Here is a 15,694-nt window from a genome sequence, read left to right on the forward strand (position 1 = left end):
CTCGTGATGTCGCACCAGGTGCTCCGGGCTTGATCGCATCGAGTCAGGCTGCCTCGACAAATGCGGCCTGTTGCCGACCATGTGCTTGCCCCATGGGTTTGCCTTGTACAGAACCTGGTGTCAGCGGGATGTGAGTTGCCGCTGGGAAAGCTGCCGCTTCGTGTCGCCCGGCAAGCCTGGCAGCAGCTTCGCTCCTACGCTAACCTGATGGCCAGCCGTCGCTCTGTCTCCACCGGATCGTGAGCGTGTCGCCATGTCACTTTGCCGAAGCGAACGCGGGGTTTCCTCCCGCCGGATTTGCCGCAGTTTCACGGATTCGACCTGGATCGGATCGACCTTGCCGATTCGCCGTATTGCACGGTTTGTTGTCGGCAGGAAGTCAGACATGATGTCCAGTCCGCACTGAAATGACGATGCTTGTCCTGCAGATCGTGACCCTGTGTCTGGTGAGTGCGGCCATAGTGCTCTGGGCGCTTTATTTTCCATATCCATCACCGCTGATACGGCGCTGGCTTCCGCCGCGCCGACGCTGGCCGGAAAAGCAGATCCGCACGTGGCTGAAGCAGGGAAAATTCCAGCGTGCGTTTCTGCGCCATTTTTACCGTGATCCGGAGCGTATCGCGCCTCCGGGCAACAGCATGCTGGCTCCGGCAGACGGGCTGGTGACCGGTGCGCAGACACATGGAGGCGTGCGCTATCTGGTGATCGCGCTCAGTTTCTGGGACATGCACGTCCAGCGCAGCCCGGTGTCCGGTCGAGTGCTCAAGGTGGAATCGCACGGCGACGGCTTCATGGACGGGGAGGGGCGGGAGTTTGCGTTTCTGCGGGAGAAATCCTGCCCGGTGCAAAAGCGTCTGGTGATTGCGACAGGTGCCGGGCAAGTCGCGGTGCGCCTGATTACCAGCCTGGCCGCGCGGCGCATCGAGACCTGGGTCAGCGAGGGCGAGGAGATCGAGCGTGGGCAGAGGCTCGGCCGGATCCTGCTGGGGAGCACCGTGGTGCTCGAGCTGCCGTCGACCGTGAACCTGCTGGTGCGAACGGGCGACCGCGTCTGGGCCGGGGAAACGGCGGTTGCAGAAGGTGTGGCTTCCCATGAATGACTTCTTGTGGTCATCCGGCCATCTGGGTTGGGGCGTTTTCGCGCTCGCCGTTTTCACCGGCCTGTGGTGGCTGCTGGGCGACCTGTACTGGCGCCTGCAGAGCGTCCGGATCGGTCGGTTCCTGGTTACGCTGGCCACCGGGTGGGCTGTCGGGGTTGGGCTGATTCTTCTGGGCTTCCATTTGGGAAGTCCGTAGGAACGCGAAACCACCGACGGCTTCCCACCTACTTGGCGGCCACGCCGGTCAACTCGCGATACAGTTTTTCCGCGGCTGGCCTGTCTTGAAAATCGGCGCCTGATTTTTGCAGCGCCGCGAGCGTGCCGAGCGCGCCGGCAGGGTCGCCGGTGCGCGCCTGGGCCACGGCCAGATGGTATTGGATCGCCGGTGTCTTGGGTGTCGCCTTGGCTGCTTGCAACAGGATCGGCAGCGCCCGCTTGGGCTGGTTGTGCGCGATCAGCGCCCAGGCGTAGGTGTCCGCGATGCCCGGCGATCCAGACGCCAGTTGGTAGGCCCGCTCCGCGAGTGCCAGCGCCTTGGGATTGTTTTGCTCCGTGTAGATCCAGGCGAGGTTGTTGAGTGCGCTGACGTTGGACGGGTACGCCTTCAATACCTGCTCGTACTGGCCGGCAGCCAGCGCGTTCTGCGTGCGGTTCAGGTAGTAGCCGGCCAGCAGCAAGCGGGTGGCGGCATCGTCCGGATGCTTGGCCAGCCAGTCGCGTAATACGCCTTCCGGCGCGCTGGCCCCGCTTTCGCTCAACGCCTGAAAGCTCTTGACCACCAGCGGCCGGTCGTACTGGAGCTTCAGTCCCTGCTGGTAGGCCTGGGCGGCCTCGCGATAAGACTTGTTCGCCATGTACAGGTCGCCCTCCAGCGAGAAGCCCGTCGCCCTGGTGGCGGCCTGCTTCTGCAGCGTTTGCGCGAGGGCAATGGCGCCGGGCAGGTCGTGGTCCTGCAGCTTCAGGAATGCCCGCAGCGCCACTGCCGTCGCTTGACCCGGATCGGCCTTGATCACCGCGTCGAGATTGCCTGCGGCAGCCTTCGTGTCTTTGCCGAGGATCTGCGCGCGTGCCAGGTTGGTGCGGTACGAGAGCATCTGTGGCGCGAGATTCACGGCTTGCTGCAGCGGCTTCAAGGCTTCACCGTGATGGCCGGCGTTGAGTTCCGCCGCGCCGAGGGCATTGAGCGCCACCGGGTTGCCGGGGTTGGCCGCCGCCAGCTGCCTGGCCGTGTTCAGGGCTTCGTCGAATTTGCCGCTTTCGCTGTCCAACGCCACCAGTGCGATGTACGCGTTGATGGACTTCGGCGCCGCGTCGATGGCCTGCTTGAATCGCCTGGCGGCTTCGGCCTTGTCGCCCTGCAGCGCGGCGAGCTGGCCGAGCGCGGTCATCGCCGCCGCGTTGTGCGGGTCCTTTTTCAACACCGTTGCGTAGCGGCCAGCGGCGGCTTCGTAATGGCCTTCGATTGAATCCAGGCTGCCCAGGCTCAGCAAAGCGGCAAGATTCTCCGGGTCCAGCTTCAGGGCTTCGGAGTACTGGGCGCGCGCTTCCGGGCGCTGACCGGCCGCGACCAGCGCGGTCCCATACATCAGGTGCGCGGTGCTGTTGCGCGGATTGCCGGACGCGTAGGCGGCTGCCACCTTGACTGCCTCGGCCTGGCGCTGCTCACGCAGATAGGTCATGACCAGCAGGCTGTTGCGGCGCGCCTCGGTGGAGGCGTTGCCCGCGGGAATCTCTCGCAGCAGGCGGATCGCTTCCGCTTCGTTTCCGCTGGCGAGGGCGTTGCCCGCGCCGGCAAGTCGGGTGTCGGACGGATTGCCTGCACTGCTTGCGGCGGCTACCCCACCCGGTGAACCGGCACCCGCGGTGACGGCTCTCTCCAGCATTGCCAGCAGCTCGGTATCGGACAGCGCCCCCGGCGCGACCGGTCGAAGTGTATCCAGCGCCTGGCGCGAGCGTCCTTCACGGTAGAGCGTGAGTGCCAGCAACTTGCGCACATCGGCATTCTTCTGATCCATGCCCATGGCGTTGCTGAGGTACATTTCCGCCTGGCCGTAGTTACCCTGCGCATAGTTGACCGCACCCATGAGCAGCTGCGCCTGGGCGTTGTCCGGCGACACCTTGAGTACCTGCTGAAGCTCGGAAATCGCGGCGTCCAGCTCTCCCTGCCTATACAGCACCATGGCGTGCAGATAGTGCGGATACGGTTGCTGCGGCGACATTTTTTCCAGCGCCTGGATGCTGGCCAGCGCCTTGTCGAACTGCTTCTGCTGTGCCTGTGCGCTGGCCAGCCGGGTCAGTGCGTAGAAGCGCTCTTGCGGCAACCAGTCAGGGTTCTTGAGGCCCATCACCTTCTGGTAGTCCGCTTCGGCGCCGGCGAAGTCGCCGCTGTCGAATGCCAGGTCGCCCTTCGCGACCCACGCCTGCGGATTGTCCGGCGCGGTGGCCAATGCCTGTTGCAGGTACCTGGCGGCGGAAGCCGGATCGTTGGCGGTGGCCGCCAGCTGGGCCAGTCCCACCAGCGCGCCCGGGTTTTTCGGGTCTGCCGACAACGCGACCAGGTATGCTTGCCGCGCCTGGTCGAGCTGCCTGAGCGCGCGATAGGCGTCGCCCCGCAGCACGGCTACGCGTGCCTTGACCCTGGACTGATAGGGCTGGTCGGGGGGCAGGGTTGCGAGCAGCTTGTCGTACTGCTGCGTCACCAGCAACGCGCGTCCCACGGGTACCGCCCAACGTTCTGCCGGCACCCCGTTCGCCTTGGCGTTTTGCAGTTCGCTCAGGGTGTCCGCCGGATTGCCCAGCATCAGCGAAGCCTGCCCGAGCAGCAGCCAGGCCTCGCCGTTCTTGTTGTCGCGTTGCAGGACCTTTTTGGCCTCGATGTAGGCCGCGCGATACTCCCCCTTGGCCTGGTATCTGGTGCCGGCATCGACGCTGCCCTGCCTGCTGGCGAGGCCGCAGCCACCGAGTGACAAGGTGGCGCACAGCAACGCCAGGCCGTGACGAACGATCCGCGTGTTCAGCCTGATCAAGCGCATATCTTCACCCCCAGTTCGCCGCGCGCCACGCGCGGGTCAATCTATTTCGGTAGGTTTCTTCAAGCCGTGCTTGTCCAGAAGGTCATAGAGCGTCGGGCGACTGATTCCGAGCAGGCCCGCGACATGCGAGAGATTGCCGCCAGCCCGGGTCAGGGCCAGCTGGATCGCGTGTTTTTCAGCGTCGTTGCGTACTTTGCGCAAATCCGGAATATCGCTGCCGGCCGCACCGAGATGCAGCTCCTTCAATTCGATCTGCTTCCCGTCCGCCATGATGACTGCGCTGTTGACGACATTCTCCAGTTCGCGCACGTTGCCGCGCCACGGACACGCCTCGATCGCCTTGAGCGCCTTAGCAGTGAAACCATGAACTGCGCGGCCGTGGCGGCTGGCCGCCTGTTCGAGAAAATGCCGCGCCAGCGGCGCTATGTCGCCGGCGCGTTCACGCAGCGGCGGAAGCCGGATGGTCACTTCGCTGACGCGGTAGAACAAATCCTCGCGGAAACGCCCTGCGCTGATCAGCGCCGGCAGGTCCTGGTGCGTCGCGCAGATGATGCGCACGTCCACCGGAATCGGTTCACGCCCACCGATGCGTTCGACCACCCGCTCCTCGAGAAACCGCAGCAGCTTGGCCTGCAGTGCAAATGGCATGTCGCCGATCTCGTCGAGCAGCAGGGTGCCGTTCACTGCCAGTTCGATCTTGCCCTTGGTCTGCTTGTGCGCACCGGTGTAGGCGCCTTTCTCGTGGCCAAACAGCTCGGCTTCCAGCAGGGTTTCAGGAATGGCAGCGCAGTTGATCGCCACGAATGGGCCGTCGGACCGCGTGCTCAAGCGGTGCACCGCGCGCGCGAACACCTCCTTGCCGGTGCCGGTCTCGCCGAGCAGCAGGACGGTGGCGTTGGAAGGACTGACCTTCTCTATCAGCCGGAAGGCATCGAGCATGGCCCCGCTGCTGCCGATGATGCCTTCGAGCGTCGTGGTCGACTGGCTTCTGAGCTTGCGGTTCTCGGCCTCCAGCTCATGCACCCGGAAGGCGCGATCCACGATCAGTCGCAGGACTTCCAGCTCCAGTGGCTTGGAACAGAAATCGTAGGCGCCGCAGCCGATGGACTTGACCGCGTTGTCGCGGTCGCCGTTGCCGGTGACCACGACGATCTTGGTGTGCGGCGCCTCCTGCAGGATCTCCGCGATGGTGGCGAAGCCCTCGGCGGTGCCGGTGGCGTCAGGGGGCAAGCCCAGGTCCTGCAGCACCACCGCCGGCTCGTGGCGGCGGAGCAGGGCGAGCGCGGTCGGACGATCACCGGCCATGAGCACGTCGTAATCCTCGAAGCTCCAGCGCAGCTGGCGCTGCAGGCCGGCATCGTCCTCGACGATCAACAGGCAGCGCTGCTTCTGGTTCATGGGGCGGTCTGCACTTGCCCAGCCGCCATGGCGGCCCCGGCGGGCTCGGCCAGCGGCAACTGGATGGTGAATACGCTGCCCTGGCCCGGGGTGCTGTTCACGCGCATCGTCCCACCCAGCGAATGCACGTATGCGCGAGCCTGATAGGCGCCGATGCCCATGCCCCTGCTGGCCTTGGTGGTGAAGAATGGCTTGAATAACCGGTTGCGGATGAAATCCTCGTCCATGCCTGCTCCGTCATCCTCGATTTCAATGGTGGCGAGCCCGGGTTCGTGTCTGACTCTCAGCAGGACGTGGCCGTGGGCCTGCGCTGCGTCCTGGGCGTTGCGGATCACATGCCCGAGCACGGTGGCCAGCTGTTCGGTATCCGTCTGCACCCACAAGTCGTCCGCCACCGGCCGGTACTCCGGCCGCGGCGACTGCGCGCGGCACTCGTCGAGCGCCTTGTCGAGCACCGTCGCCAGCGCCACGCGACCGTGTCTGGCCGGCGCCGCGTCGCCGCGCAACTGCTCGAGCAGGTGCGAGACGCGCTGCACCGAATTGGCTACCGTGGCGAGCATGTCGTCCACGAACGCCGGGTTGTGCTTGTGGCGCTCGGCGTTCTGCAGCAGCAGCGATTGCTGGGCTGCGAGGTTCTTGAGGTCGTGCATCAGGAACGCGGTGAGCCGGTTGAAGCCTTCGAACTGGCGTGCCTCGGCGAGGCGCCGGGCATCGATCGCCTGCGCCAGGATGCCGGCCACCTGACTGCCGGCAGCGCGCAGCAGATCGATATCTTCCCAGTCGAACGCACGGCGCGCGCGCGCGCGCGCCAGCACCACGAAGCCGACGAGCCGGTCTTCCAGCACCAGTGGCACCAGCAGCCAGGCGCGCGGCAACCCGGCCAGTTCGGCCGGCGCCTGCAGTTGTTCGTCGCCCAGCGGCGGCGGTTCGTCGAGGTCATAGATCCACCGGCGCGTTCGCATGAGTCCGAACGCCGGCATGCCGGCCGGAAGCTTCAGGCCGGCTGGCGTTGGCATGTTCCAGCGCGCCTCCGGCACGAAGTCGTCGGCATCGTCGCGCATGAACAGCGCGCCGGCCGGGCTGTCCATGATCTGCGCGATGGCGTGGACCGCGCGCTGCGGCAATTCCGTGTCGCCGGCGGATAGTGTCGCGGTCAGGCGCAGCCATTCCTCGCGATAGTCGTGGCGGAAACTGAAGAAGTTCTTGTGCAGGAACACCCGCAGGCGCGAGCGCGCCTGACCGGAGAATGCGATCAGCAGCACCAGCAGCAGCGCGAAGCAGACCAGCGTGATTTCCGCCACCCGGCCCCAGTCGCCCCCGTACAGGCGCACGTAGTAACCACCGATCGCCGTGCCGATGATGTAGATCGCGACCACCAGCAGGCTGGTGGAATAGAACACCGCGCGCCGCGACACGCCCACATCCAGCGACCACTGCGGGTTGCGCGCCGCCGCCACCAGCAACAGCGGCACCAGCAGGGCATCGATGAAGCCGCGCGCTGCCCATGCGCTGACGTTGAACTGCCGGTAGAGCACCGCGTAGGAGTACAGGAAGATGTCGTAGGCGAACAGCAGGCCGAGTGCGATCACCAGAAACTTGAGCGCCCAGCGTTGTTGCGGTTGCACGTTGCGGTAGATCTGTTCGAGCAACACCACGCCACTGAGGGCGAGCACCAGCACGCCGACCAGCGGCACGTTGGCGCTGAACGGCAGGCCGGTCGCCTGCGGCAGACCCGTCACCGGCCACAGGCAGTAGAGCGCGAGCACGATCCAGAGTGCATGCGCAACAACGCGCAGATCGCGCAGCAGGCCGGATATCGGCCATGCGCTGAACAGGGCACTCACGAAAACGATCCAGGCGCCGTAACGCAGAACCTCGGCCAGCAGTACCCAGTGGGCCGCCACCGTCCGCTGCCACTCGGCGTAAGCCAGAAACGCGCCCCACAGGGCCGAGGCCATCGCCGCCAGGATCAGCAAGGCACCGGTGCGCTGACCGCGCCAACCGATGCCCAGCAACGCCGCACCGGCGAGGAACGCGGCGGCGACGGTCAGGTAACTGGTGATGATGATGACGTGCATACCTGGACGATCCCCAGTGCGCCACGCGGTTGTCTGCGCTCAACCTGGCATGTGCCTGCGGCCGGGTTCAGGCACTGCCCAGCGTACGCTGATTGGCGGCTGCGGGAACCGTCGTTGCTTCGGCAACGCGAGGCGGCACGCTCAGCAGGCGCCGGCGAATGTCGGCCGCCACGCGTGCCGCGGTGTGTCCGTCCCAGAGTTGGGGCTTGCGTCCATGCGGCCAGCGGCCGGCGAGAATCTCGTCCACTGCCGGCACCAGCTCGGCGGCGGTCACCAAGCGATTGGTGCCCTCCGTGATCGTGATCGGCCGCTCGGTCGTGGTGCGCAAGGTGAGGCAGGGGATACCGAGATAGGTGGTTTCCTCCTGGATGCCACCCGAATCCGTGATGGTCAGGCACGCACCGCACACCAGGTTCATGAAATCCACGTAGCCGAGCGGCTCGATGACTTGCAGGTTGGGCGCCTCGGCCAGTTTTGGCCACAGGCCGAAGGCTTGCAGATTCTTGTGGGTGCGCGGGTGCACCGGGAACACCAGCGGCAATCTGACCGCTATGCGGGTCAGTTGATCGACCAGCGCCGTGAGCGGCCCGGCTGCGTCCACGTTGGAAGGCCGGTGCAGGGTCACCACCGCGTAGGCGCGATTCTCCAGCCCGAGTCGGCGCCGCTCGCCGCCGGCATCGATGCGTTCGCGCATGAGTTCGTAGGAATCGATCATGATGTTGCCGACGCGGGTGATCTTTTCCGGCGGCACGCCTTCGGCGGCGAGGTGCTCGTCCGCGTCCGGCGACGGCGTCCACAGGATGTCCGCCAGCGTGTCGGTCACCAGACGGTTGATCTCCTCGGGCATCCGGCGGTCGCCGCTGCGCAACCCGGCTTCCAGATGCGCGACCGTGATGTGCAGCTTCGCGCCGACCAGCGCGCAGGCCATGGTTGAATTGACGTCCCCGACCACCACGACCAGGTCCGGTCGATCCGCGGCGCAGGCCGCTTCGTAGGCAAGCATCACATCGGCGGTTTGTTTCGCGTGGCTGCCGCTGCCTACGCCCAGATGCAGATCCGGCGGCGGCAACTTCAGGTCACGGAAGAAAGCCTCCGACATGTTCTGGTCGTAATGCTGGCCGGTGTGCACCAGCCGCAGGCGGCACCACGGCTGCCCATGCAGCACGTGGAACAGCGGCGCGACCTTCATGAAGTTGGGTCGCGCGGCCGCGATCAAGTCGATCCTGATCCGCTGCATGACGGGCACCCCTCGGTTCCATGGCGGGTTGAGTGTAGGACGTTGCCGGCATTCCGGCGTGGTCCAGCGGAAGTCTCGCGCTGTCATTGCAGGATCTTGCCGGCTCGCCGGTCGGCAACGGTTCGGGGCGGGCAAGCGTCACGAGTGCGGCAAAGCACGCAAGTCGGACGAGAGGAGTTGCCGCTGCAACTCCAGATCCGGCGGCAGGTAGACGCAGTCCACGTGTCCATGCGTGTCGCTCAGTGGCGCATGAAACGGCGACGCGCCATGGACAGGATGAGTCGTTGCAGCGGGTTGTTGTTGCCCCCGGGCCGCCACGTGCGTGCGAGCTTGTTGCGGTAGGCATCGAAGTGCAGGCCGTGAGGCGCCGCGAGCACCTTGCCCCTGCCAAGCAGGATCTTCAACGCCTGGGTACCGGCTATGCCGGCGCAGATTTCACATGCCATGGGCGTCGACGGTCCCCGGTGGTTGACCAGGTCCACCGCCGACGGGTCGACCAGATAGCCTTGATGCAGCACGGCGGGCGCCAAGCCCACCATGAAGCGCAGCAACTGCTCATCGGTCGTTCTACCTTCCAACCGGAAGTACTCCTCAAATGTCATGTGACCGGGCAGGAACGCCAGTACCGCCGCACCCATGCCCAGCGGCGCCGCGGTAACCGCTGGAATGCCGTGCTTGGCGCAGAGGGCGAACAGCCTGGCGCGGATATCGAGTACGAAAAAGTCCAGCCCGTCGACGTACAGATCCACCCCCGCCAGGAACTGCTCCATGTTGTCGAGGGTGACGCCGCCGGGGAACTTGTTGATGTCCAGATCCGGATTGATATCCCGCGCCATCCGGGACACCACGTCGACCTTGGGCTGGCCAATGGTCGACTGGAATGCCCCGGCCTGCCGGTTGAGATTTTCCGTGCCGAAGCGGTCGAGATCTGCCAGGTTGAACGACTGGATGCCGAGTCGGGTCAGCGTCAACAGATGGCTGCCGCCAACACCACCGAGTCCGGCGATCGCCACGCGCATGGAGCGAAGCTTTGCCTGCTCGGTCGTGGTTATCCAGCCGATCGTCCGGCTGAATGCCGTTGCATAGTCGAACGGTTCAGTCGGGTCCGATGCATCAGACATCATGAGACATCTATCCTCGGCATTACTGCGCAAAGCCCTTGCCCGAGCGGTACGGCGGGCCCGCCAACGTTCAACGCATACGTACGGTTGATGGCGCCGCTTCGGGAAGCAGCGCCATCAACCGTCAAACCGCACGCATCATGAGGTTCCTGCTCTATGCGTGTCCGTCAGCTTCTTTGCCGCGCCGCCGTACCAGCAGGCCCAGAAAGGCCAGGCCAAGGCCCAGCAGACCCATTTCGCCCGGCTCGGGCACTGTTCTGCCGATCAACGTGGCGGTTCCCGTAATCGGGTAGTGGCAGATGTTGGTCGGATCCGGTGAGATACTCGTGCACGTCCGGACTGCGCTGAACAGGAACTCCGAATTGAGCGTGAAGTCCGCGAATCCGCCCAGCCCGTCGGCTTGCGTGTGGGTCTGGAAGAAGGGGGCTGCCGGACCTCCGGTAGCATCCAGGAACCCGAATCCGGTGGATCCAGACAAGGGATTGGCGACAGTGCCAACGACGGTGGAGAAAAGCTGCGCGGTGCCCGCAAACCCAAGCACCGAGCCCGTATGGCCGGACAAGGTGAGCCACGGCGTACCGACCCCGGCTGTCGTCGGATCCAGCACATTGAAGCTGCTGGTGTTGTCAACGAAAAAGCTGATGGACCCAAGACTGAACTCAGCTTGGTTACCAGGGCCGGGGGGGCTGGGGGGGAAGGCGGTCACCGTGTACTGGAAGGTGAAGTTGAGGTCGCAGCCCGGGCAGAACGTTGCCTGGTTTGTTCCGTTGAACGAGGCAATCATCCCGTAGCCGGTCAGCACATCGTTGACCTTCGAAACGCTCGTTTCCCGGAAATTGATTGCCTGGATGGTCAGGTCCAACGGACTGCTGGGATCCCACACGACACCACCTACATTGATGGGAGTCGCAAACGTCGATCCGCTCCATGCACCCAGCGCCAGCGCGCATGCGAGTGCGATTCCGACACTTTTCTTTTTCAACATGATGTTTCCTCCACCGAGAACCAGTCCGGGTAATCGCAGTGGCCGTGGCGCCCGATTGACGTTGCCCTGCAAATTCCTGAAAGCAACGGGCATGCCATAAATGCAACATGATGTTTTATAAGATATTTACTATGCAAGGCTGGCGAATTCGCTCAACATTTGTAAGACGTTCCGACACCATGTCGCACCGGGCCATGCAGAGAGCTGCGTGCTTCAACCAGATGCCCTGTCGTGGCGTCACCGCTGGCTGCCTCCTCGGCGCGTATTCAACCTGTTGAATGGAAATATGTTTTTACGTCAAGGCCACGCCTGAGCCACCGGCAGCCGAAGCAGTTTTCCGCCCATCCCGTCGAGCGGGGGGCGACCCGACATGGAGGTAATGGACTGTTTTAGCTGCAGTTTGTTTGGCGACGCCGACTGCAATCCGCGTTTGTAAAGGATTTCGACACGGGGTGGAAATCACCTGTCCGTCACCCTCGCGGCATGCAACCGCAAGGGCAACGGAAGGCGCGGCTGACATGCTGCTGCTTCGACGTTCCATCGCCGGCGCCCGTTGGATGGGTGAAAAACCAGGGCCGCTCAATGCCTGAGGGCCGTCGCATACAGGCGAAGGTCGCGCCTGGCCAGGCTATTGGAGGGCACCAAAACTTTCGAGCGCTCGTCGCCCGCTGCGACCGCGCGGTGCGGACCGTGCGTGGCCAAGCCGCAAGAACACGAGCCCGTACCCCGGCGCGCACAGGTCGTGCAGGGCCGGGCCCAGACGTGAGAGCGGCCGCTGAAAGGCCGGTTCGACGGCTACGAACCCCAGGCCGAGAACTCCCGCCGCCGCATACGGCTGGACCGACAACCCGTCGAGGGTGGCCTGAAGCCACACGCGCTGCAGGGCACGGCCAGCCGCGAGTACATCGGATCGCGTCGTGGACGACATGACAAGCAGGCAGAGACCGGGCGACAACCGGATTGGCAGCCAGGCCGAGCGCCACCCCAGAACCGACGCCGCGCCCAGCCGGTTGAACATGCTCATCATCGCGGGGCGACGCAACATCTGAAAGACCGGGCGCAACGGCGGCTCCACGGCCAGCGTCGCCGGGGCCAGGCCTTCCTCGCAGGCGGAGTGCCAGCCGACGGCGAAGTGGATGCTCGAAAACAGTTCTGCGTGCAGCGTTGGGCTCCTGAAACGCAGCGTCTCGGCTTGCCTGATGACGTCCAGTGCCGCCTTTCTCTCACGCGGCGTCTGTGGCCACCAGAGCCGCTGCCCGGGAATCAGCTGGGCCTGCGCATTCAGGTGCGCTTGCGCATCGGCGGTGATCGGGCCGCTCCAGGGAAAGCGGCGGTCGGTGTGACGCTGCGTGATGGCACCAGCCAGCGGCTCGAGGGGAGACTGTTCGGGATCGTGGCGCCAACGGATGCGGGCGACCCACAGCTCGTCGTCGGGCTGCGGGAAGGGTTGCAGGTCCGCCACATAACCGAGCGACCGTGCGTGGATGATCATGTTTTCCAGGCACGCGCCGGCGGCCAGGTCACTGAGGACAAATCGGGTATCGGACCCGTAGCCGCTGCGGCTGGCGTCGATCCGAAGGTCCAGGTCGTCGCCGTGCCACGCGAAACGCCACGGCTGCGAATTGTCCGCCGAGGGTGCGGCAATGCCTGCGCACAGAATGCCTTCTTTCGTATGCCGATCCACGGTCCGCATCCGTCCGATATGACAAGTGCTCCCAGCCGATCACGGTTACCCTGCGTACCTGGCAATCAGCTCGCCCACGTGAGCACTATACGCAGGGGTAGAGGCGTGCACCAAGATACGTCTTCCAGGCGAGACCGTTGTGATCGACGTCGGCGGGTACGTGGCCACTGCCAGGCCAACACCATCGTGGCAACGCTCGCGTGCCGCATGCCGATGTTCGGCTGCCGACATGCAGTGCGAAGCGGGACACGATCGGGTTCCCGAAGGTCTCCGCTATGGCGACGCTGTTCACACAATCATCGTATATGGAGTTGTACAATCGAGCGCGACGCGAGGTCTTTTGCACTTGAATGGCCACGCCTTGTCAAGCCTCGTTGCATTGGTCGCGTGGCGACGACACATCCATCGCAATACCGACACCCGTCTTGGACGACGTCGACAGACACGGGGCCACTCCGTGTTGTCAAGAGGGCAGTATGCCTTGAAAAAACCTGTCCCTGACCGGCATTGAAGTATGAACCCAATCAGATCGGTAGAAGTGCCCGAGACAGTCGTCGACATCACGATGCGTCTCAACCGTCCGGCGGTGCTCGGCAGTGAGTCGCCCTGTTTCTGCGCGACCAGCCTTGAGCAGGTGGAATCGGCCTGGCGACTGGTGTACGAGCGCTATTCGCAAATGGGGCTGATTGACGAAAACCCGTTTGGCATGCATGCCGTCCCCTCTGCCGTGGGAAAGCATACGTGTGTGATATGGGGAGCGGAGGGACAGGAAGTCGGCTATACGATGACACTGTTTCGCGACAATCCCATGGGACTCGCGCTGGATAGCGTATACGGAGGACCTCTGGACGAATTGCGGCGAAAGGGTCGTCGCCTGCTTGAGGTGGGAATGCTGGCGGATCGTCGCCGGGGCGCGTCGCGTGGTGTCGGGGTTCTGTTCGGCATGATGCGCTGGGCCATCCACCATGCATTGCATGCCGGCTTGACCGATATCGTCATCGGGGTGCATCCGCGGCATGTCCAATTCTATGTACGTTGTTACGGCTTCGAGCAATTCGCGGCGCCGACAAGTTACCCCATGGTGCGAAACAATCCGGTGGTGCCTTTGCGCCTTCGTCTGCTCGAGGGGCTGGCGAAAGACAAGTTGCCACGAGGGCTCGCTGATGCGCATGACAACCCGCTATCCGCCAGCAAGTTCTCGCATCGCTTTGGGTTTGAGCCCGAGCAACTGCGCGGCTCCCTGATCGCGGGCTTTTTGAAAGCCAGCTATGGTGTTGATCCGTGCCGGATGGCCGGTTCGGGGCTTGCCTGGTCGGCCTAGGCTTGGTGGCAGTCTCTGCCGGGTCGAACGTGCAAGGCGTCGAGCAGCTCGAATGTCGGCATCGCCAGGGCACTCAGCAGATGCATGGCATGGCCAATGGGCCATCAACCCGCCACATCCTTCCAATAGGGCGCAAGCTCGCTGAGCAGGCGTGGCGGAATCGTTGGCCGCCGCCGCAGCACCGGCCTGGCGTCATCATCCATGCAGGACTACGCCGGGCTGCGGGTGATCGCGGGCGTCCTGAACCTGCGTCCCTCTTGGACTGCCAACGTACGCGATCTCTGGCGACGGCGCGGATCAACCTTTGAAACGGTTCGTCCGCAGTCCCGCGGCAACGCGCAAAAAACGCCCCGCGCCTTGGTTGGCGCTCGAGCCTGGCGGGTCTGTCCTGTAATCCCTGTTCGCCCCGGGGCTGCGTCGCCGGTGGTGAAACTGTCGAAAGAATTTACAAAATTGCCGCGTTTGTTGGCTGGAAAAAAACACTAATTAAATCGAATCAGTGGCTTGCAGGCTTGGCCTGAAATGTGCTTCTAAAACTGCCTACGAAGGCGTGCTTGCTGGTAACGATGGATACCGGGGGTTCAAAGGTCCCGGGCTGCCTGGCGACGGATGGCGACAAGTCTCAACGGAGGTCAAACACCATGAAAAGGATCCTGGTTCTGACAGGCATTGCTCTGGCCGCACTGGTCGTCCTGCCCTCGCAGGTCGCTGCGACCCCGATCTCGGCCAGCATGAGTCTCAACACCGTTTATACCGGCATCACGCCGGATGGCAGTGCGCCTTGGCTTACTGCCGAGTTCACATCTTCGGTGGGTTCGAGTACGGGAACGCTGGTGTTGACCTCCCGCTTGACCGGGCCGGATTTTGTACAGGGGTTGAACAGCGCCAAGTCTGCGGTCGGCTGGGCGTTCTATCTCAATCAGGCGCTCTCTTCCTCCGGAATCACATGCACCGCAGGTGCTTGCGCGGGCAACGGCGCGCTGTACAACGGGAGCGGTTTCGATACCGCCTCAGTGCCGGGTATGTTCAACCTCGCGTTCGGCTGGTCGTCCGGCAGCCGGTTCATGGCCGGCGATTCAGCGACCTATGATCTGACGTTCGCACACCTGCTGACCGGGAATCCGTTTGTGGAGAACGCCAGCGGCTGGTCATCGGTGGCACACGTGCAAGGCATCATCGGTGGCGCTGACTGCAGCGGCTGGATCGTGGCGGGGAATGGAACCGGCGCCAGTGGCGGTGCGCGATGCGTCGACCCTCCGCACGTGTCGGTGCCGGAGCCAGGTGAACTGGGCATGTTCAGCCTCGGTCTGCTGCTTGCCGGATTATTCCTGGGAATGAAATACGTGCAGGCTCGAAAAACCCGCTCGACAAGGTGGGCTTGAACGTTGCAGTAGATGGTGGCCGGGGACGGAATCGAACCGCCGACAAGGGGATTTTCAGCAGATTGACCTTGCCCTCGAATTCCGTACCCCGTCTGTCCGCGCCCTTGATCTGGCATTGCCGGCTCTCGCCTTGACCCAGTTGAGCAAGGTCTGCTCAACCAGCACCAGCGCGTCTTGGTCACCGAGACCTGGCTCTGGCCGCACTCGACCAGCCGCACCGCTTCTTGTTTGAGTTCGAGCGTGTAGCGCGTCTGGGTTGTCTTCGTCATGGCGTTCTCCTTGCGTGGATTGAATCACACGGCAAGGGGTACGTTTCTCGCGGGCAAGGTCAATGAAACGGCCTCCTTTTCCCAGCC

The 15,694-nt window shown here is 64.1% G+C and carries 11 protein-coding genes; 4 read left to right on the plus strand and 7 right to left on the minus strand.

Annotated features, from left to right (window positions below):
- The first annotated feature begins 413 nt into the window (after positions 1-413).
- Both UUA_RS02835 and UUA_RS02840 read left to right on the plus strand, forming a co-directional pair.
- The gene (locus UUA_RS02835; protein ID WP_235605895.1) at positions 414-1,100 is read left to right on the plus strand and encodes a phosphatidylserine decarboxylase; all 687 of its coding nucleotides are present in this window, start codon (positions 414-416) and stop codon (positions 1,098-1,100) included.
- Positions 1,093-1,296 (plus strand): hypothetical protein, encoded by a 204-nt coding sequence (locus UUA_RS02840; RefSeq protein WP_008434101.1) that lies wholly within the window; start codon positions 1,093-1,095, stop codon positions 1,294-1,296. Before UUA_RS02835 ends, UUA_RS02840 begins: the two co-directional genes overlap by 8 nt.
- Before the next feature lie 28 nt (positions 1,297-1,324).
- Here the strand turns inward: UUA_RS02840 and prsT are convergent, their stop codons facing one another.
- From prsT to UUA_RS02875, 7 genes are all read right to left on the minus strand, one after another.
- The gene (gene prsT / locus UUA_RS02845; protein WP_235605896.1) at positions 1,325-4,084 is read right to left on the minus strand and encodes an XrtA/PEP-CTERM system TPR-repeat protein PrsT; all 2,760 of its coding nucleotides are present in this window, start codon (positions 4,082-4,084) and stop codon (positions 1,325-1,327) included.
- Between the two features lie 84 nt (positions 4,085-4,168).
- The gene (gene prsR, locus UUA_RS02850; protein ID WP_008434104.1) at positions 4,169-5,530 is read right to left on the minus strand and encodes a PEP-CTERM-box response regulator transcription factor; all 1,362 of its coding nucleotides are present in this window, start codon (positions 5,528-5,530) and stop codon (positions 4,169-4,171) included.
- Positions 5,527-7,608 carry an XrtA/PEP-CTERM system histidine kinase PrsK gene (gene prsK, locus UUA_RS02855; RefSeq protein WP_008434105.1) on the minus strand — a complete coding sequence of 694 codons (2,082 nt, stop codon included), beginning with the start codon at positions 7,606-7,608 and terminating at the stop codon, positions 5,527-5,529. Before prsK ends, prsR begins: the two co-directional genes overlap by 4 nt.
- Before the next feature lie 67 nt (positions 7,609-7,675).
- Complete coding sequence (gene wecB, locus UUA_RS02860) at positions 7,676-8,845, minus strand: non-hydrolyzing UDP-N-acetylglucosamine 2-epimerase (protein ID WP_008434106.1); 1,170 nt, start codon at positions 8,843-8,845, stop codon at positions 7,676-7,678.
- 239 nt (positions 8,846-9,084) lie between these two features.
- Positions 9,085-9,969 (minus strand): ThiF family adenylyltransferase, encoded by an 885-nt coding sequence (locus tag UUA_RS02865; RefSeq protein ID WP_008434108.1) that lies wholly within the window; start codon positions 9,967-9,969, stop codon positions 9,085-9,087.
- 151 nt (positions 9,970-10,120) lie between these two features.
- Positions 10,121-10,951 carry a PEP-CTERM sorting domain-containing protein gene (locus tag UUA_RS02870; protein ID WP_039953450.1) on the minus strand — a complete coding sequence of 277 codons (831 nt, stop codon included), beginning with the start codon at positions 10,949-10,951 and terminating at the stop codon, positions 10,121-10,123.
- Between the two features lie 628 nt (positions 10,952-11,579).
- Positions 11,580-12,644 carry a nitroreductase family protein gene (locus UUA_RS02875; protein WP_008434111.1) on the minus strand — a complete coding sequence of 355 codons (1,065 nt, stop codon included), beginning with the start codon at positions 12,642-12,644 and terminating at the stop codon, positions 11,580-11,582.
- Positions 12,645-13,149: 505 nt separating this feature from the next.
- On the opposite strand from UUA_RS02875, the gene UUA_RS02880 reads away from it, so the two are divergent.
- Positions 13,150-13,956 (plus strand): N-acyl amino acid synthase FeeM domain-containing protein, encoded by an 807-nt coding sequence (locus UUA_RS02880; RefSeq protein ID WP_235605899.1) that lies wholly within the window; start codon positions 13,150-13,152, stop codon positions 13,954-13,956.
- 641 nt (positions 13,957-14,597) lie between these two features.
- Positions 14,598-15,338 (plus strand): hypothetical protein, encoded by a 741-nt coding sequence (locus tag UUA_RS02885; RefSeq protein ID WP_008434115.1) that lies wholly within the window; start codon positions 14,598-14,600, stop codon positions 15,336-15,338.
- Positions 15,339-15,694 lie beyond the last annotated feature (356 nt).

Source organism: Rhodanobacter thiooxydans LCS2 (assembly GCF_000264375.1).
Taxonomy (GTDB): Bacteria; Pseudomonadota; Gammaproteobacteria; order Xanthomonadales; family Rhodanobacteraceae; genus Rhodanobacter; species Rhodanobacter thiooxydans.